The following is a 19,805-nucleotide window of genomic DNA, read 5'->3' as shown; positions in this document are numbered from 1 at the left end:
TCGATCCCGACGAAAGGGCGCGCCGTGGTCCACGCATACATCCTCATCCAGACCGAGGTCGGCAAGGCGGCCGCGGTGGCGGCCGAGATCTCGAGCATCCCTGGTGTGACCAGCTCGGAGGATGTCACCGGCCCGTACGACGTCATCGTGCGCGCGGCCGCCGACAGCGTGGACCAGCTGGGCCAGCTCGTGGTCGCGAAGGTGCAGAACGTGGAAGGCATCACGCGGACGCTGACCTGCCCGGTCGTGCATCTCTGAGCAGTGGTGTAGTGGTCCGGTGCCTGACTCCGACACCGGCGCCCCACCCAGGGTGGTGCTCGTCACCGCGGCCGCGCTCGCCGTGGCCCTGGCGGTCGCCGTGGCCGTCTTCGCCCTGACTCACCGTTCTCCGGATCCCGCAGCCGGCCCGCTGCCGTTGGTCTCCGTGCCCGCCCCGGCGGCGGCGTCCCCGGCCTGCAAGACGCTGCTGGGCGCGGTGCCGACCGAACTGACGTCGAACGGGTCATCGCTGCCTCTGCGCACCCTGGCCGACCCGGCCCCGCCGGCGACGGTGGCGTGGGGCACGACCGACCCGCTGGTGCTCCGGTGCGGGCTGGACCGGCCGCCGGAGCTGACCCCGACGTCACAGCTGAGGCTGGTGAACGGCGTCCAGTGGCTGCAGGTCCCGGGCGACGGCGCGTCGACGTGGTACGTGGTGGACCGCGAGGTCTACTCGGCCCTCACGGTGCCGGACAGCGCCGGAACGGGCCCGTTGCAGCAGATCTCGGACACGGTGGCCGCGAAGCTGCCCGCGCGCCCGCTGCGGTTCGGCTGAAAGCCGTGAAGGCCTCCTTCCCGGCTCTTATGGCCGGTAAGGAGGCCTTCACGGCTTTGGGCTAGCGCAGGCCGGTGCCGCGAGCGATCGCCGTCTCGATGAGGGTGGTCAGCAGGGTCGGGTAGTCGACGCCGGTGACCTCCCACATCTTCGGGTAGGCGGACTTCGTCGTGAAGCCGGGCATCGTGTTGACCTCGTTGATGCTCGGTTCGCCGTCGGGGCCCACGAAGAAGTCGACGCGGGCGAGGCCCTGGCAGTCCAGCGCGCGGAAGGCCTCGACGGCCATCGCGCGGAGCTTCTCGGTGACGGCGTCGTCGAGCTTGGCCGGGATGTCCAGCTCGGCGTCGTCACCCAGGTACTTGGTTTCGAAGTCGTACCAAGCGTTTTCGTCCTCGGACAGGACGCGGATCTCGGCCGGGAGCGACGCCTCGACGCGGCCGTCCGGGAACTCCAGGACGCCGCACTCGACCTCACGGCCGACGACGGCCGCCTCGACGAGGACCTTCGGGTCGGTGGCGCGGGCCAGCTCGATGGCGGCGTCGAGGTCGTCCCAGGACGTCACGCGGCTGATGCCGACCGAAGAACCGGCGCGCGACGGCTTCACGAACACCGGCAGGCCGAGCTGGGTTTTGGCCTCGTCGTCCAAAGTGGACTGACCCCGGCGGAGCGCGGCGAAGGTACCGACCGGAAGTCCTTCGGCGGCCAAGAGCTTCTTCGCGGTCTCCTTGTCCATGGCGGCCGCGCTGGCGAGCACGCCAGGGCCGACGTACGGGATGCCGGCGAGCTCGAGCAGGCCCTGGATGGTGCCGTCCTCACCGAAGGCGCCGTGCAGCACCGGGAAGACGACGTCCACCTGGGACAGCAGCTCGCTTTCCCGCCCCGGCTCGACAGCGACGAGCCCCTGGCTGGAGGGATCCCCGGCGAGCACGAGGTTCTTGCCGTCTTCGACGGAAGGCAGCTCACGGCCGCGGATGGCGAGCTGCGCGGAGTCGCCGGTCCCGAGCACCCAGCGCCCTTCACGAGTGATGCCGACCGGGACGGCTTCGAACCGCTCCGGGTCGAGGTTCCCCAGGACACTGCCCGCGGACAGGCAGGAGATGGTGTGCTCGCTACTGCGCCCGCCGAACACGACCGCCACCCGGATCTTCTCGCTCATGGTGAGCCACCGTACCCGGTGACCTCGACGAACACCCCAGCCCCGTGCGACGGGCGAGACGCTCAGAGCGCCGAACGCAACCCTCGCGGCCCAGGGACGTCGTTACCTACGAGGGGCATTGTCAGCGCAGCAGCGACACCGATGTCGGCACCAACACCGGCACCAACGCGGCAGCGCCGCGCCGAGCGCCTCCCCGCGCAGCCGACTCGCCCTTTGCGGGCCGTACGCGGGTGTTGGCCGTCCATGAGTGTCAGCCTTACGCGAGTGCCGGCCATCCGTGAACGGCCCGACTGACCCGCCCGTCCCCTTGGCCGGCGTGTGCATCCGCTCGGCTGGCCCGCCCGCCCGAACACAGCGCCCGCCCTCCCAGGGGGTCCATCCCCGCTCCAGCGTATCCAGGCCGACCGACGAAAATTCGGAAAAGCCCTCGCCAGGGCCCGGTTATCCACATCACGGCCAGGCTGTGGACAGCGACTGGACCGCCGCCCGGCACCCGGCCGCCATCACGCGGGCTCAGAAGGTCGGCACGCGTGATCAAAGCCGGTACTCAGCTGCTTGAGAGCGGAGCAGCGTGACGGGCGGCGAGACTCGCGTGAGTGGGAACGGAACTCGCGTGACCGGAGCCGGAACTCGAGTGCCTGAGAGCCGAGCCGCGTGATGGGAGGCGAGACTCGCGTGATTGAGGACGGAACTCGCGTGATCGGAGGCGGAACTCGCGCTGCTGGAGACGGAACTCGCGAAGGTGGGTCGGCGGCGGACTGCTGGCAAACCGTCAGCGCAGCAGCGAGACCAGCGTCGGCAGCGCCGACACCAACGCCTCCCGCGTGCACCCCGCGTACCCGATCGCCACTCCGTGCGCCGTCGGGACTCCGGCGAAGTGCCGCGCCAGCCCGTCCAGCCGGATCCCCCGCCGCTCCGCCGTCGCGATCACCGACGCCTCCACCGCCGCCGACGGGAACGGGACCACCAGGTGCGCCCCGGCGTCGTCGCCGCGGAGGGGGATGCCCGCTGTTGCCAAGGCGCCCGCCAAGAGCGTTCGGCGTTCCGCCATCTCGCGGCGGATCTTGCGCAGGTGCCTTCCCAGGTCTCCGTTGCGCGCGAACTCGTACAGCACCCGCTGCCCCGCCGGCGACGGCCGCGTGCCCGTCAGGTCGCGGTACGCCAGCACCGCCGACGTGATCGCCTCCGGCGCCACCATCCAGCCCGCGCCCAGCGTCGGCGTCAGGATCTTCGACGTCGTCCCGAGGTGCGCGACCACGTCCGGGGCCAGCGACGCCAGCATCGGCAGCGGCGCGACGTCGAAGCGCAGTTCGCCGTCGTAGTCGTCCTCGATCACCAGCATCGACGACGCCCGCGCCCGCTCGACCAGCGAAACCCGCCGCGCCGCGCTCAGCCGGCTGCCCATCGGGTACTGGTGCGCCGGCGAGCAGTACACCGCCCGCGCGCCCGCCGGGATCGCCTCCGGCCGCAGCCCCTCCTCGTCCACCGGGACGCCGACCACCCGCATGCCCGCCCGGAGGAACGCCTGCACCGCGCGCTGGTAGCCGGGCTCTTCGACGGCGACGACGTCGCCGCGTTCCAGCACCGCCGAGGCCAGCTCGACCACCGCGGCGGTCGTCCCGCCGGTGGCCAGCACCGAACCCGCCGCCAGGCCGCGGTGACGCAGCAGGTGCTCCGACACCGCCGCGCGGTACTCCGGCAGGCCCGCGCGGTGGGCGCGGATCAGCGGGTCCGGGTCGGCCGCGGCGCGCCAGGCCCGGCGCCAGGCCGCGCGGTCCAGCCCGGCCGCCCACGGCGTGCCCGGCCCGAGGTCCAGCAGCGACGGCGGCTCGACCTCGGCCGAAGGCGCGACGCCCGGCGCCGGGACCTCCGAAGCCGAAAACGACGGCGGCGTCGTCACGTACGTCCCCGAGCCGTGCCTCCCGGCGATCCAGCCCTCCGCGTGGAGCTGCTCGTACGCAGCCGACGTCACCGTCCGGCTGACGCCGAGCCGGCCGGCCAGCGCGCGGGTCGACGGCAGCCGGTCGCCGCCGCGCAGGTGCCCGGACGCCGCCGCCTCGCGCAGCGCGTCCGCGAGCTGGACGGCGAGCGGCGTGACGGACGCGCGGTCGAGGCTGACCGGGAGCGCGGTGTCGGCGTGGGTCACGGGGACCTCCTCAAGTGGACTTCCCAAGTGTACGAGAAGTGGACGTTTTCCGATGCCACTGCCGGGAGAGACGCTGGTCGCATGCTTTCCACCACGCCCCGCACCACGCTCGGCCGCAAGAAGAACCGGGCCGTCACCGACCGCGCCGTGCTGCACGCCGTGCTGGACGACGGCCTGATCTGCCACCTCGGCGTCGTCCGCGACGGCGTCCCGCTGGTCCTGCCCACCGGCTACGGCCGCGACGGCGACACGCTCTACCTGCACGGTTCCACCGGCGCGTCGAGCCTCCGGAAAGCCACCCAGGACCTCGACGTCTGCGTCACGGTGACCCTGCTCGACGGCATCGTCTACGCGCGGTCGGTGAACAACCACTCGATGAACTACCGCAGCGCCGTCATCCTCGGGAAGGCGAAGCTCGTCACCGACGCCGAGGCGAAGATGCACGGCCTCGAGGTGCTCACCGACCACCTCGCGCCGGGCTCGTGGGCGCACGCGCGGGAGGTCAACGCCAAGGAGTTTGCCGCGGTGTCGGTGCTCTCCCTCGACCTGGCCGAGGCGTCGGTGAAGATGCGCGCGGAAGGCCCCGACGACGAGCCGGACGACGTCGGCGCGGACACCGCGTGGGCCGGGGTGCTGCCGGTGCGGACGGTCTTCGGCGCGCCCGAGCCGTCGGCCGACCTCTCCCCCGGCTGGGTGATTCCGCCGCACGTCACCGATCGGGAGTAGCACGCTGTCGATCCGCGCGGTGGCCGTTCGTATAGGCGGCGACAGACCGAAGCGGAAGGAAACCCCATGCGCGAACTCAGCGTCACCATGAACGTCACCCTCGACGGCGTCGTCCAGGGCCTCGGCCGGCCCGACGAGGACACCCGCGGCGGCTTCACCCACGGCGGCTGGGGCGGCCGCTACCAGGACGAGGTCCTGGGCCAGGAGATGAGCCAGGGCATGGGCAAGCCCGGCGACATGCTGTTCGGCCGCCGCACCTGGGAGGACTTCATCGGCGCGTGGGCCGGGCAGACCGACGGCAACCCGTTCACCACGCACCTGAACGCCGCCACCAAGTACGTCGCTTCGACCACTTTGGACGACGCCGGCGCGTGGCAGAACTCCGTGCTGCTGCGCGGAGACGCGGCGAACACGGTGGCCGAGCTGAAGGCCACGCCCGGCAACGACCTGTCGGTCATCGGCAGCGCCGCGCTCGTGCGCGCCCTGCACGCGGCCGGGCTCGTCGACCGCTACACGCTGCTGATCCACCCGCTGACGCTCGGCCGCGGCGCGCGCCTGTTCGACGCCGACGCGCCCTTCACCGAGTTCACGCTCACCCGCAGCGTCGCGACCACCAAGGGCGTGATCATCGCCTACTACGACCGGCGCAAGTCCTCGTGAGTGGTAATTCGGGTTAGAACCCTAATTACCACTCACGACCGGGCGAGCGGGAGCCGGACGGTGAACGTCGTGCGGCCCGGGGCGGATTCCACCGAGACCGTGCCGCCGTGCGCCGTGACCAGGGACTGCACCACCGACAGGCCGAGGCCGGTGCCGCCGCCCGAGCGGGTGCGGGAGTCGTCGACGCGGAAGAAGCGGTCGAAGATCCGCTCCTGGTCGGCCGGCGCGATGCCGGGCCCGGCGTCGGTGACGCGCGCGACGGCCCCGGCGCCCTCGACCGCCACCGCGACGTGCACCGCGGTCCCCGGCGGCGTGTGCACGGCCGCGTTGGCCAGCAGGTTGTCGAGCACCTGCCGCAGCCGCACCGGGTCGGCGTCCACCAGCGCCGGATCCAGGGAAGTCGTCACCGGGTGGTCGGGCCGGCCGGCGGCGAACGCGTCCGCCGCGTCGCCGGCCAGCTCGGCCAGGTCCGTCCGCTCGGGACGCAACGGCGTCTCGGCCGCCCGCGCGTCGAGGCGGGCCAGCAGCAGGAGGTCGTCGACGAGCACGGTCATCCGCGCCGTCTCCTCGCGGATCTTGCTCAGGTGCGCCTCGCGTTCCGCCGGCTCGTTCGCGGCCGCGTAGCGGAACAGGTCGGCGTAGCCCCGGATCGACGTCAGCGGGGTGCGCAGCTCGTGGGACGCGTCGGCGACGAACCGGCGCAGCCGCTCGTTCGCCTCGGTCCTGGCCGCCAGTGACGTGTCGATGTGCGCCAGCATCACGTTGAACGCCGTCCGCAGCTCCTCCACCTCGACGCCGCCGCCGCTGCCCGACGCGCGCACCGGCAGGTCGGGGTTCGCGGTGAGGTCGTGGGCCGCGATGTCGTGCGCGGTGCCGGCCATGTCGGCCAGCGGGCGCAGGCCGCGGCGCAGCACCAGCCGGCCGACGACCACGAGCACCGCCAGCGCGAGCGCGAACGCGCCCACCTCGACCCAGACCAGCTGCCGGACGGTCCCGTTCAGATCCCCCTGCGGCGCGGCGCTCAACAGCACCGAATCGGTGTCGACCGGGCAGGCCCGCACCCGGTAGGGGCCGTCGTCGTAGAGGTAGATGTCGCGGGTGACGTCGCCGCCGACGGCGTCGGCGGCGATCTTCGCCAGCTGCTTGCCATCGCCCGGCAGCATCCCGCCCGGCTCGGGCGTCGCGACGCCGTCGCGCACCGAGTACAGCGCCGAGTACCAGGAGTAGACCGACTGCGGCGAGCCGTGCGTCTCGCGCAGCGTCGGCACCTGGGTGTTCTGGCTCTTGGACAGCTGCTCGTCGAGGCGCCGGTCGAGGTAGCCGTGCATGATCCCGACGGTCGTGACGCCGACGGCGGCGAACACCACCAGGGCGAGCGCGCCGAGGCCGAGCGTGATGCGGGTGCCGAGCCGGGTGCGCCGCCAGGCCCCGTACCACCGGCGGAAGAAGCCCCTCACCGGTTGACCTGGCGCACGACGTACCCGACGCCGCGCACGGTGTGGATCAGCGGTTCGCCCGCGCCCGCGTCGATCTTGCGGCGCAGGTGCGAGATGACGAGTTCGACCACATTGGACCGGCCGCCGAAGTCGTACTCCCAGACGTGGTCGAGGATCTGCGCCTTCGTCAGCACCGACGGCGAGCGGCGCATCAGGTAGCGCAGCAGCTCGTACTCGGTCGGCGTCAGCTCGGCCGGCGCCCCCTCGCCGCGGCGGACCTCGCGGGTGTCCTCGTCCAGCGTCAGGTCCCCGACGCGCAGCACGGCCCCGCGCGCGGCGGCCGGGAGCGCGGCGCCGGTGCTGCGGCGCAGGACCGCCCGCAGCCGCGCCATCAGCTCCTCGACGGAAAACGGTTTCACCAGGTAGTCGTCACCCCCGCGGGTGAGCCCGGCGATCCGGTCCGCCGTCGCGTCCTTGGCCGTGAGGAACACCACGGGCACCGCGCTGCCGTTCGCGCGCAGCCGGTCGAGCACCGTGAAGCCGTCGAAGTCGGGCAGCATCAGGTCCAGCACCACGATGTCCGGCGCGAACGCCGCCGCCTCGCTCAGCGCGGCCTTGCCGGAGCCGGCCGTGACCGCCTGCCAGCCCTCGTACCGGGCGACGGTGGCGACGAGGTCGGCGATGTGCGGCTCGTCGTCGACGACGAGCAGGCGCACGGGTTCGGAGGGCTGCACCACCCCATCTTCTCCCGGCGCGCGAGCGGGCGGCGAGGCGGTGACGCGGGCCGACAGGAACCCGACAGCCGGCACCCAGACTCGCCACAGGCTCGGTGGCGAGGCTGGCCTTCGTGAACCGAACCGACGAGGGATCCGTGTGACCAGCATGACGCAGACCGCCGAGGCCACGCGCCCGGCGATCCGCCCCCGGATCGCCGCGAAATCCGGCCTCTTCCTCCTCCTGGGCGCCAACGTGGCCGCCGTGACCACCCTGTTCGCGCAGGCCGGGCTCTCCGACGACGTGCTGATCAGCATCGGCAGGCTCGCCGGGCTGTACGGCGCGCTCGCGATGGCGTTCCAGCTGCTGCTGGTGGCCCGGCTGCCCTGGCTGGACCGGCGCATCGGCATGGACCGGCTCACGACGTGGCACCGCTGGACCGGCTTCACGATCCTGTGGACGCTGCTCGCGCACCTGGTGTTCATCGTGTTCGGGTACGCCGAGGTCGAGCACCACGGCGTCGTCGACGAGCTGGTGGACATGGCGAACCAGCTGGAGGGCATCCTGCGCGCGCTGGTCGCGTTCGCGGTGATCCTGATCGTCGGGGCGGCGTCGGCGAAGTTCGCGCGCCGGCGGCTGGCCTACGAGACGTGGCACTTCATCCACCTCTACACCTACGCGGCGGTGTTCCTCGCGTTCACGCACCAGATCGCGCTCGGGACGTCGTTCGCCGGCTCGCCGATGGCGAAGAGCTACTGGTGGACGCTCTGGCTCAGCGCCGGCGCCGCCGTGCTCGCCGGGCGCGTGCTGCTCCCGCTGTGGCGGAACCTGCGTCACCGGCTGCGCGTCACCGCCGTCGTTTCCGAGGCCCCGGACGTGGTTTCGGTCTACATGAGCGGCAAGCACCTCGACCGGATGCCGGTCCGCGCCGGCCAGTTCTTCCTGTGGCGGTTCCTCACCAAGGACCGCTGGTACCAGGCCAACCCCTTCTCGCTGTCCGCCGCGCCCGACGGCCGCACGCTGCGCCTGACCGCGAAGGCCCTCGGCGACGCCAGCGCGTCGCTGCGCAACCTCCGCATCGGGACGCGGGTGTTCGCCGAAGGCCCGTACGGCGCGTTCACGACGATCCACCAGCAGCGGCCCGACGCGCTGCTCGTGGCGGGCGGCGTCGGCATCACGCCGATCCGCGCGCTGCTGGAGGACATCCAAGGCCACGTCGTCGTGCTCTACCGGGTGCGCACGCAGGCCGACGCGGTCCTGCTGCCCGAACTGAACCAGCTGGCCAAGACCCGCGGCGCGATGGTGAGCGTCCTCACCGGACCCGACCAGGCCGTCGGGCCGCGCGGCACGATGCTCGGCCCGGCGAACCTGCACATGATGGTGCCGGACGTGCACGAGCGCGACGTCTTCGTCTGCGGCCCGCCCGGGATGACGTCGGCCGTGCTGCGCAGCCTGCGGGAGCTGCGCGTGCCCAAGGCCCAGGTCCACGCCGAACGCTTCAGCCTCGCGGCCTAGGGGGACTCGTCATGAAGAGAACCATCTTCGTCGTCGCGCTGTCGATCGCGGGCTTCATCGCGGTCTGGCGGTTCGAACCCGGGCCGCCGGTGCAGAACACCGCCGTCGCCCAGGCGCCGCCGGCCGTCGTCGCACCGTCCGCTCCGGCTCCTACAACGGCGCCTTCACCGTCCACTTCGGCCGGTGGCCCGACCGGTGGCACCTCGAACTCCCCTGCGACGTCCGCGCCGCCGCCGTCCACTTCGGACAGTGCGAAAGCGACGGTGACCACGCAGGGCACGGCCGAGTGGAGCACCTACGGGACCGTGCAGGTCCAGGTGACCTTCGCCGGCTCCCGGCTGGCCGCGATCACCCTGCTGCAGGCGCCGGACGGCGGGCGCGCGCTGACCGCGTTGCCGAAGCTGCAGGAAGAGGCGATCAAGGCGCAGAGCGCGAAGATCGACACGGTGACCGGCGCGACCGAGACGAGCGAGTCGTACAAGACGTCACTGCAGGCCGCTATCGACGCTCGGGGCAACTGATGACGAACCGCGTGGAACAGGTGATGGGCCTGCCGATCTCCCTCGACCTGCGGGACAGGGACGACACCGGCGACTTCGCCGACGTCATCGACGACGTCTTCGCGTGGTTCCGCGACGTCGACGCCCGGTTCAGCCCGTTCAAGCCGGACAGCGAGGTCAGCCGCTACGACCGCGGCGAGCTGCCGGCCGAGGACCTGAGCGACGACCTGATCGAGGTGCTGGAGCTCTGCGCGTACTACGAGCAGCTCTCCGGCGGCGCGTTCCGGGCGCGGCTGCCCGGGCGCGGCCTCGACCCGTGCGCGGTGGTGAAGGGCTGGGCGGTGCAGCGCGCCGCCGACATGCTCAAGGCCGAAGGCGCGACGACGTTCTGCCTCAACGCGGGCGGCGACGTCGTCACCGCCGGCGAGCCCGAACCCGGACGGCCGTGGCGGGTCGGCGTCCGCCACCCCGAGCAGCCCCTGGCCGTGTGCGCGGTGCTGGAGTCGCGCAACGGCGCCATCGCGACGTCGGCGGCCTACGAGCGCGGCTCGCACATCCTCGACGGCCGCGACGGCACCCCGGCGACCGGCCTGATGAGCGTCACGGTGGTGGCCGGCGACCTGGTCACGGCGGACGCGCTGGCCACGGCGGCGTTCGCGATGGGCGCCGAGGGCATCACGTGGGCGGCGGACCGGCCGGGCTGCGAGATCCTCATCGTCGACGACAGCCGCCGCATGCACCGGACCGCGGGGCTCGCGGTCGCTTCGTAAATCGAGTCGCTCCGGCGTGGACACTCGGCCAGACTCGGGGCATGCCTTCCGCCGTGCTGAACGTGTCCGTCGACTGCGCCGACCCGTACACCCTCTGCCAGTTCTGGAGCCAGGTCACCGGGAAACCGATCCCCGACGGCGACCACCCGGGTGACGACGAGGTCGGCATCGAGCTGTCCGACGGCACCGCCTTGCTGTTCCTGAAGGTCCCGGAACCGAAGACGGTCAAGAACCGCCTGCACCTGTGCCTGCAACCGGACGTCCCGCGTGACGAAGAGGTCGCGCGCCTGATCGGGCTGGGCGCCACGCTCGTCCACGACCGGCGCAACGAGGACGGCACCGGCTGGGCCGTGCTCGCCGACCCCGAGGGCAACGAGTTCTGCGTGCTGCGCAGCAAGGCCGAGCGCGCGGCGACGTCGTGACGGACTCGTTCGCGGCCTCTTTCGGGGTGAACAAGGCCAACTGGGACGACCGCGCGCCGCTGCACGCGTCCTCACCGGACTACAACTTCGCGGACTTCGCCGCCGATCCGGCGTACTTGAGCGCCGTCGTGCGGTTCGACCGGCCCCGGCTGGGTGACATCGCCGGGCTGCGCGCGGTGCACCTGCAGTGCCACCTCGGCACGGACACGGTGTCGCTGTCCCGGCTGGGCGCGCGGGTGTCCGGGCTCGACTTCTCGGGCGCGGCGCTGACCGAGGCGCGGCGGCTGGCCGAGGCGGCGGGCGCGGACGTCGACTACCACGAGGCCAACGTCTACGACGCCGTCTCCGTGCTGGGCGCGGAGAGCTTCGACCTGGTCTACACCGGAATCGGCGCCCTGTGCTGGCTGCCGTCGGTGGCGCGCTGGGCCGAGGTCGTCGCGGGCCTGCTGCGGCCGGGCGGGCGGCTGTTCATCCGCGAGGCGCACCCGATGCTGCAGACGCTCGACGAGACCGTCGACCCCGCGCTGCCGCGGTACCCGTACTTCGAGCAGGCCGAGCCGCTGGTGTTCGACGAGCCGGGCACCTACGTCGAGGTCGACGGCGAGCTGACCCACACGGTGACCCACGAGTGGAACCACTCACTGGGCGAGATCGTCACGGCGCTGCTGGCCGCCGGGCTGACGCTGACCGGGCTCACCGAGCACGACAGCGTGCCGTGGAACGCCATCCCGGGCCAGATGGTGCACGACGAGGCCGTCGACGAGTGGCGGCTGAAGGACACGCCACAACGGCTCGCGGCGAGCTACACGCTCCAGGCCGTCAAGTGACCGTGATCGCGGTCGCCACCCTGGGCGGCACCATCTCGATGGCCCCTGCCGGCGGTTCCGGGGGCGCGGTGCCGCGGTTCGGCGCCGCGGAGCTGCTCGCCGGTCTCGGCGAGCTGCGGTTCGAGGTGCGCGCGGAGACCTTGGCGGGCATCGGCAGCGCGTCGCTGGACTTCGCGACGCTGCTGCGCTGCCGCGACTGGGGGCTGGCCCAGGACGCCGACGGTTTCGTGGTCGTCCAGGGCACCGACACCCTCGAGGAGACGGCGTACTTCCTGGACCTGTGCTGGCCGTCGGAGACCCCGGTGGTCGTCACCGGCGCGATGCGCAACGCGGGCCTGCTCAGCCCGGACGGCCCGGCGAACCTGCGGAACGCGCTGACCGTCGCGGCCGATCCCCGCAGCCGGGGGCGCGGCGCGATGGTGACGCTGAACGACGACGTCCACGCGGCGCGGTGGGTGCGGAAAGCGCATTCGAGCCACCTGGAAGCGTTTTCGTCGGCGCCGGCGGGCCCGCTCGGCATGGTCGTCGAGCAGGCGGTGCACTGGTTCCACCCGTCGCCGCCGCGGCCGCCTGTTCTTTCCGGCGCCGACTTCACGGGGCTGGTGCCGGTGGTCGAGTCCGGTCTGGACGACCCGGGCGCGGTGCTGGAGCTGGTCGCGTCGGATCCGCGGGTACGCGGCGTGGTGCTGGCCGCGGCGGGCGCCGGACACGTCTCGGCGGGCGCGGCCGACGTCGTCGAGCGGCTGGTTCCGCGGCTGCCGGTGGTGGTCGCGTCCCGGACGGGCGCCGGGCCGACGCTGCGCTCGACGTACGGCTTCCGCGGTTCGGAGTCGAGCCTGATCGCGATGGGCGCGACGATGGCGGGCTGGCTGGACGCCCGCAAGTCCCGGATCCTGCTGGCCACGCTGCTGGCGGCGGGCGCCGACCGCACGCGCATCGAGCAGGAGTTCCGCCTCCGCGGCGACCTCGACTGACCCTGGCAGGTCAGTCGCGGATCGGACCGCTCAGCGGGTCCAGGTGGTACGGGCGCATCGCGCGGCCCGCGTCGCGGTAGACGTGGACCGAGACCGCCGGGTCCGGGCCTTCGTTGCGGACCTCGTGCACGTAGCCCGGGCCGAACACCCGCGACTGCCCCGCGGCGAGCGCGTGCAGCTCGGTGATCGCGCGGCCGTCGGGCGCGCGGCGGGCGACCGCCTCCGTCAGGTGGCCGCTGACCACCGTGAACGCGCCGCTGGCGATCGCGTGGTCGTGCAGGTCGGTGCGCTGGCCGGGCAGCCAGCTCATCAGCCACACCTCCTGCTGCTCGTCCTGGGAGACGAGCGTCGCGTAGCGCTCTTCCGGGTCGTAGCGCAGCAGGTGCTTCCAGCGGTCGCGATCGGCGGCGACCTCCAGCGCGACGCGCACGGGGTGGCGCAACGCGGGGTTCTCGGGACGCAGCAGGGTGTTGTCCGGGACGGCGAACATGAGGGTCCTCACGGGAGAAAAGGGGTGTCGAGCTGGGCCGGGGCGGGGTTCACCGACAACAGCGACACGCACACATGACGGCGCGGAGGTCGTGACGACCCCGCGACTCGATCATGGTTGGCGCGAACATGGCGCCTACGGTTCCAGCCGCCCGGAGACCGGTCAAGCGGCTCCCAGCATCCGGGCGGTACGTGCCCCGCCCGCCCGGTGCCGGAAAGCCGTGAAGGCCTCCTTCCCGGCCTTTAGCGCCGGTAAGGAGGCCTTCACGGCTTTTCGCTTTACGACCACTCGTGCTTCTGGGAACGGCCCAGCAGTTCCGCGCCGGCCTGGCGCGGGTCGACGCCCTCGTGGCAGACGCGGTGCATCGCGTCCGTGATCGGCATGTCGACACCGAGGCTCCGCGCGAGTGCCCGGATCGACGAGCACGACATGACGCCCTCGGCGACCTGCCCACCGCCGGCGGCCTGGGCCTGCTCCAGCGTGTCGCCACGGCCGAGGCGCTCGCCGAACGTCCGGTTGCGCGACAGCGGTGACGAGCACGTCGCGACCAGGTCGCCGACCCCGGCGAGCCCGGCGAACGTCAGCGGGTCGGCGCCGAGCTTCGCGCCGAGCCGGGCCATCTCGGCCAGGCCGCGGGTGATGAGCGTCGCCATCGTGTTCGTGCCGAGGCCGAGGCCCGCGGCCATCCCGGTGCTGAGCGCGATGACGTTCTTGCACGCCCCGCCCAGCTCGCAGCCGACGACGTCCGTGTTGGTGTAGGGCCGGAAGTAGGAGTTGGCGCTGGCGCGCTGGATCGCGACCGCGCGCTCGTGGTCGGCGCAGGCGAGCACCGACGCGGACGGCTGCCCCGCGGCGATCTCCTTGGCCAGGTTCGGCCCGGTGACGACGACGACCTCGCCGGCTGGGATTTCGACGATCTCGGCGATCACCTCGCTCATCCGCTTGAGCGTGCCGAGTTCGACGCCCTTGGCCAGGCTGACGAGGATCGTGTCGGCCGGCAACAGGGGGCGCCAGTCCGAGAGGTTGGCCCGCAGGCTCTGGCTGGGCACGGCCAGCACCACGGCCTCGGCGCCGTCGAGGGCCTCGGCCGGGTCGGCGGTCGCGGTGATGTTCGCCGGCAGCGCGACATCCGGCAGGTACGCGGAGTTGGCGTGGCGCTCGCGGATGTCCGCGGCGACCTGCTCGCGGCGCGCCCACATGGTGACGTCGCGCCCGGCGTCGCCGAGGACCTTCGCGAACGCCGTGCCCCACGAACCGGCGCCGAGCACGGTGACCCGCTGGACGTCGGCGCGCATCAGGCGGTATCCCCCGGCTTCGCCGGCGGCGGTTCTTCGTGCCGGATCTCGCCGAGCAGCCGGGTCACGTCGTCCATCATCACCTTCGTGACCTCGCGCAGTTTCGCCGCGCTGCGCGTGTTGCCGCCGCGGTAGGCGGACAGGTCGAGCGGGTCGCCGACCGAGTGGGTGATGGTCTTGCGCGGGAACGGCGTGAACTTCTTGGTGTAGCCGTTGAAGATCTGGCTGGTGCCCCAGCGCGCGATCGGGATCACGGGGACGTCGTTCTGCAGCGCGAGCCGGGCGGCGCCGGTGAAGGACTCCTTCGGCCAGCCGGCCGGGTCCTTGGTGATGGTGCCCTCGGGGTAGATCACGACGAGCTTCCCCGCGGCGAGCGCGTCGTGGGCGGCCTTGAGACTGTCACCGGCGGCGGCCGAGCCCCGCGAGACGGGGATCTGCCCCGCGCCGACGAAGATCTTCCCGAAGATCGGCGTCCGGGTCAGCGACTCCTTGCCGAGGAAGCGGGGAACGCGCTTCTGACGGTGCACGAACACGGCGTCGACGACGGGGTCGAGGTGCGAGATGTGGTTCATCACCAGCAGCGCGGGCCCCTGCCGGGGAATCTTCTCGGTCCCGGCGTACACCCGCCGCCCGATCCCGGTCACCGGGTAGAACAGTACGGCGGCGAGCCCCACCCAGAAGCCGCCCTTTTCACGCCGGGCCACAGTCTTCCTCCTCCACAGCTCAAGTCCACCCGTGATCCTGCCGCGCCGGCCTCAGAGCGGTCCAGGGAGGGTGGCCGACGGCCCCCGAGCCCAGGTGAAACACCCCGACCAGCACAAGCCGGCCAGGCCCGGCTGGGCTCGGCCAGGCTGGACAGGGTCGCCCGGGGTGGGCGGTGGGGTGCCTCCCAGAGCGGGCCCCGGCCCCCGGAGCAGGCGGCGGTCTCGGCGCTGGTCCACACCTGGCGAGGCTGCGCGGGCTCGGGGTCGTGAGTGTTTAGGAGGGTTAGAACCCTCCTAAACACTCACGACCAGCCGCGGCAGACCAGGAACAGCAGACCTAAAGCGCGCCCCCGCGGCGGCCGAACGAACCGCAGATCCCCAGCAACAGGCCCAAATCCGCCGCCATTCCCGCCCCCAGACAGAGCCCACCCTCCCTGGGGGCCACCCCGTCTCAAGCGTATCGACCGGCCCGGACGAAACCCGCCTCGCACGCACCCCCGGCCTGGAGTTGTCCACATCACGGTGGACCTGTGGACAACCGCCCCGCCCGTGCCCCGGCCGCCCTGGTTTCGGGTAAAGATGGACGGGTGGACGTGGACCTGGTCGTGCCGATGAAACACCCTCGCGATGGCAAGTCGCGGCTGCGTGGTGCCGTGGACACCGAGCGCCATCCCGGGCTGGTGCTGGCGCTCGCCGCCGACACGCTCGCCGCCGTGGTCGCCACCGCGAACGTGCGGCGGGTGCTGCTCGTCGCCGCCGATCCCGATGCCGTCGCCGAGCTGCGGGACCTCGGGATCGAGATCATCGGGGAAGGAGGCGGAAGAGGCCTCAACCAAGCCTTCCGGCACGGGGCCGACCTGCTCCGGCGGGACGACCCGGGCGGCGTGGTCGGCGCGCTGCAAGCCGACCTCCCCGCGCTGCGGGCCGGCGATCTCTCCGCCGCGCTCGTCGAGGCCGCGGGGCGGCGGGCCTTCGTCGCCGATCGGCAGGGCACCGGCACCACGCTGCTGCTGGCCGCCCCCGGCGCGCCGCTCGACCCGCGGTTCGGGCCCGGCTCCGCGCGGGCGCACGAGGCTTCCGGAGCCGTCCCGCTCCGGGGCGGGCTGCCGTCGCTGCGCAGTGACGTCGACACGCCCGAAGACCTCGCCCACGTACGGACCCTCGGTGTCGGAAAACACACCACCGCCCGGCTAGGGGAACCATGCGCCGCACCCGGCTGAGCTGTTCATCTGACCTTCACCACGCTCGGAGCAAATCCGCGTGGCTTAGTGAAGAATGGGTCCCGTGAGCACAGACGACGGCAGCACGCCCGCACCGCGGAGGCGACGGAACACGACGACCGGGTCCTCGGAAACGCCGAAGGAAGCGCCGAAGAAGACCCCCGCGGCCAAGAAGGTCCCGTCGAAGTCCACCGCCCGCGACACCGCGGCCCGTGCCACCGCCGGCAAGGCCAGGGTGCGCAAGAGCACGCCCGCGGCGTCCACCCCGCGCCGCCGCAGCGCCGCGCACGGCAACGCGCGCGGGGCCGAGGAGTTCCGGGCCGTCCCGTCGGCGCCGCCCGCCGTCACCACCACCTCGCCGACCGCGGCCGAGACGCTGCCGGACGACCGGTACTTCAACCGCGAGCTGTCGTGGCAGGACTTCAACGCCCGGGTGCTCGCACTGGCCGAGGACGAGTCGCAGCCGCTGCTCGAACGGACGAAGTTCCTCGCCATCTTCGCGTCCAACCTGGACGAGTTCTACATGGTCCGCGTCGCCGGCCTGAAGCGCCGCGACGAGACCGGCCTGCTGGTGCGCAGCGCGGACGGGCTCACCCCGCGCGAGCAGCTCGACTACATCTCCAAGCGCAACCAGGACCTGGTCGAACGGCAGACCGGCGCGTTCGAGAAGCACCTGCGCCCGCGGCTGGCCGAGCACGACATCCGGATCGTCGGCTGGACCGACCTCACCGGCGCCGACCAGCTGCGGCTGTCCAGCTACTTCTCCGAGCAGATCTTCCCGGTGCTGACGCCGCTGGCCGTCGACCCGGCGCACCCGTTCCCCTACATCTCCGGCCTGTCGCTCAACCTCGCCGTCACGGTCCGGGACCCGGAGGGCGGCACCGAGCGGTTCGCCCGGGTGAAGGTGCCGAGCAACGTGCCACGGCTGATGCGCGTCGAAAACGAGCGCACCAGCCGCACCGCGACCTTCCTGCCCCTCGAAGAGCTGATCGCGGCGCACCTCGGCGAGCTGTTCACCGGCATGGACGTCACCGAGCACCACGTCTTCCGCGTCACCCGCAACGCCGACTTCGAGGTCGACGAGGACCGCGACGAAGACCTGCTCCAGGCCCTCGAACGCGAGCTGGCGCAACGCCGGTTCGGCCCGCCGGTGCGCCTCGAGGTCGCGCTGGACATGAGCGAGCACATGCTCGAGCTGCTGCTGCGCGAGCTGGACGTCGACCCGGCGGACGTCGTCGAGGTCCCCGGCCTGCTGGACCTGACCTGCCTGCACCAGCTGTCCGGGGTGGACCGCAAGGAGCTCAAGGACCGGCCGTTCGTGCCGGCGACGCACCCGGCGTTCGGCGAGCGCGAGACGCCGAAGAGCGTCTTCGCGACGCTGCGCGAGGGTGACGTCCTGGTGCACCACCCGTACGACTCGTTCTCCACGAGCGTGCAGCGGTTCATCGAGCAGGCCGCGGCCGACTCGAAGGTCCTCGCGATCAAGCAGACGCTGTACCGGACCTCGGGCGACTCCCCGATCGTCGACGCCCTGATCGACGCCGCGGAGGCGGGCAAGCAGGTCGTCGCGCTGGTCGAGATCAAGGCCCGGTTCGACGAGCAGGCCAACATCACCTGGGCGCGGACGCTGGAGCGCGCGGGCGTGCACGTCGTGTACGGCCTGGTCGGGCTGAAGACGCACTGCAAGGTGTCGATGATCGTGCGCCAGGAGGGCTCGACCATCCGCCGCTACTGCCACATCGGCACCGGCAACTACAACCCGAAGACCGCGCGGCTCTACGAGGACATCGGCCTGTTCACCGCCGACCCGAGCATCGGCGCCGACGTCACCGACCTGTTCAACGTGCTCACCGGCTACTCCCGGCAGGACACCTACCGGACGATCCTGACGTCGCCGCACGGCATCCGCCGCGGCATCGTGCGCGCGATCGGCGAGGAGATCGAGCTGGCCAGGGCCGGGCAGCAGGCCGGCATCCGGATCAAGTGCAACTCGCTGGTCGACGAACAGGTCATCGACGCGCTCTACCACGCGTCGCAGGCCGGGGTGCCGGTCGAGATCGTGGTGCGCGGGATCTGCACGCTCAAGCCCGGTGTCGAAGGGCTGTCCGAGAACATCCACGTCCGGTCGATCCTCGGCCGGTTCCTGGAGCACTCGCGGATCTTCAACTTCCGCGCCGGCGGCACGCACTGGATCGGCAGCGCGGACATGATGCACCGCAACCTGGACCGGCGGATCGAGGCGCTGGTGCGGGTCAAGGACCCGAAGCTGACGCGCCAGCTCGACGACATCTTCGACTCGGCGCTGGACCCGGCGACGCGCTGCTGGGTGCTCACCGCGAGCGGCGAGTGGTCGCCGTTCCCGGCGGACGGTTCGCGGGTGCGTGACCACCAGCTCGAGCTCGCCAAACTGCACGGGGCCGCCGGATGACCGAAGAGGTACGGGCGGCCGGCGCGGTGCTGTGGCGCCTCGCCGGGAGGGTGACCGAGGTCGCCCTGGTCCACCGCCCGCGGTACGACGACTGGTCGCTGCCGAAGGGAAAGCTCGACCCGGGCGAGACGACGGCCGAGGCCGCCGTGCGGGAGGTCCGGGAGGAAACCGGGTTCCGCGCGGTCCTGGGCCGGTACCTGGCCCGGACGTCCTACCCGGTGCCCGCGAAGCACGGGTCCGGCACGGTGCCGAAGACCGTCGACTACTTCAGCGCGGAAGCCGTCTCCGGCGCGTTCGAGGACAACGACGAGGTCGACGAGCTGCGCTGGCTGGCACCGACCGCCGCGGAGAAACTGCTGACGCGGCCCGAGGACGTCCGCGTGCTGCGCGCGTTCTGCGAGCTACCGGTCGGATTGACGACGCTGCTGCTGGTGCGGCACGCGAAAGCCGGCAAGCGCGACGGCTGGAACGGCGACGACGACCTCCGCCCGTTGTCCGAAGCGGGACTGCGGCAGGCGGCGGGACTGCGCCGGGTGCTGGCGTTGTCCGGCCCGGACCGGGTGCTCTCGGCGCCGCGGCTGCGCTGCGTCCAGACGGTGCACGGGATCGCCGAGGACATCGGCGCCGAGGTGCGGCACGAACCGCTGCTGTCCGAAGAGGGTTACTGGCCGGACCCGGTCCTGGGTGTCGCGCGGCTGCTGGCGATCGCCGGTGACGGCGGCACGCCCGTGGTGGCCAGCCAGGGCGGCGTGATCCCGGACCTGGTGAGCGCGCTGGCCGACCGCGACGGCGTCGAGCTGAGCGCGGCGCGCGGCGGTGTGGTGCCGAGCAAGAAGGGCTCGTTCTGGGTCCTGTCGTTCCGCCCGCCGACGGCCGAAACCGGCCCGGTGCTGGTGGCGGCGGACTACCACCCGAGCGCGCTGCCCGCCCCGGCTCCCAGCCGGCACTGAGCCGATCGACGCCGATCGACGCCGGACGACGCCGATCGACGCCGTCGAAGACAGCGCC

General features: G+C 72.4%; 20 protein-coding genes. 13 read left to right on the top strand and 7 right to left on the bottom strand.

The annotated features are described in order from the left end of the window. Window positions 1–24 precede the first annotated feature (24 nt). Both OG439_RS48120 and OG439_RS48115 read left to right on the top strand, forming a co-directional pair. Window positions 25–258: an Lrp/AsnC family transcriptional regulator gene (locus OG439_RS48120; RefSeq protein WP_125306405.1), complete on the top strand. Its 234-nt coding sequence runs from the start codon at window positions 25–27 to the stop codon at window positions 256–258. A 19-nt stretch (window positions 259–277) separates the two neighbouring features. Then, complete coding sequence (locus OG439_RS48115; RefSeq protein WP_326946995.1) at window positions 278–814, top strand: DUF3515 domain-containing protein; 537 nt, start codon at window positions 278–280, stop codon at window positions 812–814. A 61-nt stretch (window positions 815–875) separates the two neighbouring features. Here OG439_RS48115 and OG439_RS48110 read toward each other — a convergent pair whose 3' ends face one another. Both OG439_RS48110 and pdxR read right to left on the bottom strand, forming a co-directional pair. Beyond that, on the bottom strand, window positions 876–1,970 hold the full coding sequence (locus OG439_RS48110; protein ID WP_326946994.1) for a D-alanine--D-alanine ligase family protein: 1,095 nt from the start codon (window positions 1,968–1,970) through the stop codon (window positions 876–878). Between the two features lie 772 nt (window positions 1,971–2,742). After that, on the bottom strand, window positions 2,743–4,116 hold the full coding sequence (gene pdxR, locus OG439_RS48105) for a MocR-like pyridoxine biosynthesis transcription factor PdxR (protein ID WP_326946993.1): 1,374 nt from the start codon (window positions 4,114–4,116) through the stop codon (window positions 2,743–2,745). A gap of 81 nt (window positions 4,117–4,197) precedes the next feature. Here pdxR and OG439_RS48100 point away from each other — a divergent pair, with 81 nt between their 5' ends. Beyond that, window positions 4,198–4,842: a pyridoxamine 5'-phosphate oxidase family protein gene (locus OG439_RS48100; protein WP_326946992.1), complete on the top strand. Its 645-nt coding sequence runs from the start codon at window positions 4,198–4,200 to the stop codon at window positions 4,840–4,842. Between the two features lie 66 nt (window positions 4,843–4,908). Continuing rightward, window positions 4,909–5,502 carry a dihydrofolate reductase family protein gene (locus OG439_RS48095; RefSeq protein WP_326946991.1) on the top strand — a complete coding sequence of 198 codons (594 nt, stop codon included), beginning with the start codon at window positions 4,909–4,911 and terminating at the stop codon, window positions 5,500–5,502. Between the two features lie 32 nt (window positions 5,503–5,534). Here the strand turns inward: OG439_RS48095 and OG439_RS48090 are convergent, their stop codons facing one another. Then, the gene (locus tag OG439_RS48090) at window positions 5,535–6,959 is read right to left on the bottom strand and encodes a sensor histidine kinase (protein WP_326946990.1); all 1,425 of its coding nucleotides are present in this window, start codon (window positions 6,957–6,959) and stop codon (window positions 5,535–5,537) included. Continuing rightward, complete coding sequence (locus OG439_RS48085) at window positions 6,956–7,672, bottom strand: response regulator transcription factor (RefSeq protein WP_326946989.1); 717 nt, start codon at window positions 7,670–7,672, stop codon at window positions 6,956–6,958. The genes OG439_RS48090 and OG439_RS48085 overlap by 4 nt, the downstream gene beginning before the upstream one ends. A 148-nt stretch (window positions 7,673–7,820) precedes the next feature. On the opposite strand from OG439_RS48085, the gene OG439_RS48080 reads away from it, so the two are divergent. The 6 genes from OG439_RS48080 to OG439_RS48055 are packed head-to-tail and all read left to right on the top strand — an operon-like array spanning window position 7,821 to window position 12,660. Then, window positions 7,821–9,167: a ferredoxin reductase family protein gene (locus OG439_RS48080; protein WP_326946988.1), complete on the top strand. Its 1,347-nt coding sequence runs from the start codon at window positions 7,821–7,823 to the stop codon at window positions 9,165–9,167. An 11-nt stretch (window positions 9,168–9,178) separates the two neighbouring features. Beyond that, the gene (locus OG439_RS48075) at window positions 9,179–9,688 is read left to right on the top strand and encodes an FMN-binding protein (protein ID WP_326946987.1); all 510 of its coding nucleotides are present in this window, start codon (window positions 9,179–9,181) and stop codon (window positions 9,686–9,688) included. Next, the gene (locus OG439_RS48070) at window positions 9,688–10,437 is read left to right on the top strand and encodes an FAD:protein FMN transferase (protein WP_326946986.1); all 750 of its coding nucleotides are present in this window, start codon (window positions 9,688–9,690) and stop codon (window positions 10,435–10,437) included. Before OG439_RS48075 ends, OG439_RS48070 begins: the two co-directional genes overlap by 1 nt. A gap of 41 nt (window positions 10,438–10,478) precedes the next feature. Further along, window positions 10,479–10,859 carry a VOC family protein gene (locus tag OG439_RS48065; RefSeq protein ID WP_326946985.1) on the top strand — a complete coding sequence of 127 codons (381 nt, stop codon included), beginning with the start codon at window positions 10,479–10,481 and terminating at the stop codon, window positions 10,857–10,859. Beyond that, window positions 10,856–11,686 carry a class I SAM-dependent methyltransferase gene (locus OG439_RS48060; RefSeq protein WP_326946984.1) on the top strand — a complete coding sequence of 277 codons (831 nt, stop codon included), beginning with the start codon at window positions 10,856–10,858 and terminating at the stop codon, window positions 11,684–11,686. Before OG439_RS48065 ends, OG439_RS48060 begins: the two co-directional genes overlap by 4 nt. Further along, window positions 11,683–12,660 (top strand): asparaginase, encoded by a 978-nt coding sequence (locus tag OG439_RS48055; RefSeq protein ID WP_326946983.1) that lies wholly within the window; start codon window positions 11,683–11,685, stop codon window positions 12,658–12,660. The genes OG439_RS48060 and OG439_RS48055 overlap by 4 nt, the downstream gene beginning before the upstream one ends. Before the next feature lie 10 nt (window positions 12,661–12,670). On the opposite strand, the gene OG439_RS48050 is transcribed toward OG439_RS48055, so the two are convergent. From OG439_RS48050 to OG439_RS48040, 3 genes are all read right to left on the bottom strand, one after another. Beyond that, complete coding sequence (locus tag OG439_RS48050) at window positions 12,671–13,150, bottom strand: cysteine dioxygenase (RefSeq protein WP_326951806.1); 480 nt, start codon at window positions 13,148–13,150, stop codon at window positions 12,671–12,673. A gap of 278 nt (window positions 13,151–13,428) precedes the next feature. Then, window positions 13,429–14,445 carry an NAD(P)H-dependent glycerol-3-phosphate dehydrogenase gene (locus OG439_RS48045; RefSeq protein WP_326946982.1) on the bottom strand — a complete coding sequence of 339 codons (1,017 nt, stop codon included), beginning with the start codon at window positions 14,443–14,445 and terminating at the stop codon, window positions 13,429–13,431. Next, window positions 14,445–15,149 (bottom strand): lysophospholipid acyltransferase family protein, encoded by a 705-nt coding sequence (locus OG439_RS48040; RefSeq protein WP_247062065.1) that lies wholly within the window; start codon window positions 15,147–15,149, stop codon window positions 14,445–14,447. The genes OG439_RS48045 and OG439_RS48040 overlap by 1 nt, the downstream gene beginning before the upstream one ends. A gap of 587 nt (window positions 15,150–15,736) precedes the next feature. Between OG439_RS48040 and cofC the strand changes: the two genes are divergently transcribed. The 3 genes from cofC to OG439_RS48025 are packed head-to-tail and all read left to right on the top strand — an operon-like array spanning window position 15,737 to window position 19,747. Continuing rightward, window positions 15,737–16,369, top strand: coding sequence for a 2-phospho-L-lactate guanylyltransferase (gene cofC / locus OG439_RS48035; protein WP_326946981.1), 633 nt, complete (start codon window positions 15,737–15,739; stop codon window positions 16,367–16,369). Window positions 16,370–16,424: 55 nt separating this feature from the next. Then, window positions 16,425–18,797, top strand: a complete 2,373-nt coding sequence (locus OG439_RS48030; protein ID WP_326946980.1) for an RNA degradosome polyphosphate kinase — start codon at window positions 16,425–16,427, stop codon at window positions 18,795–18,797. After that, window positions 18,794–19,747, top strand: coding sequence for an NUDIX hydrolase (locus OG439_RS48025; protein ID WP_326946979.1), 954 nt, complete (start codon window positions 18,794–18,796; stop codon window positions 19,745–19,747). Before OG439_RS48030 ends, OG439_RS48025 begins: the two co-directional genes overlap by 4 nt. The last annotated feature ends 58 nt before the right edge of the window (window positions 19,748–19,805 follow it).

Source organism: Amycolatopsis sp. NBC_01307 (assembly GCF_035975215.1).
Lineage (GTDB): Bacteria > Actinomycetota > Actinomycetes > Mycobacteriales > Pseudonocardiaceae > Amycolatopsis.
The sequence above is the reverse complement of the archived record's forward strand: the minus strand, read 5'-3'. Positions and strand labels throughout refer to the sequence as shown.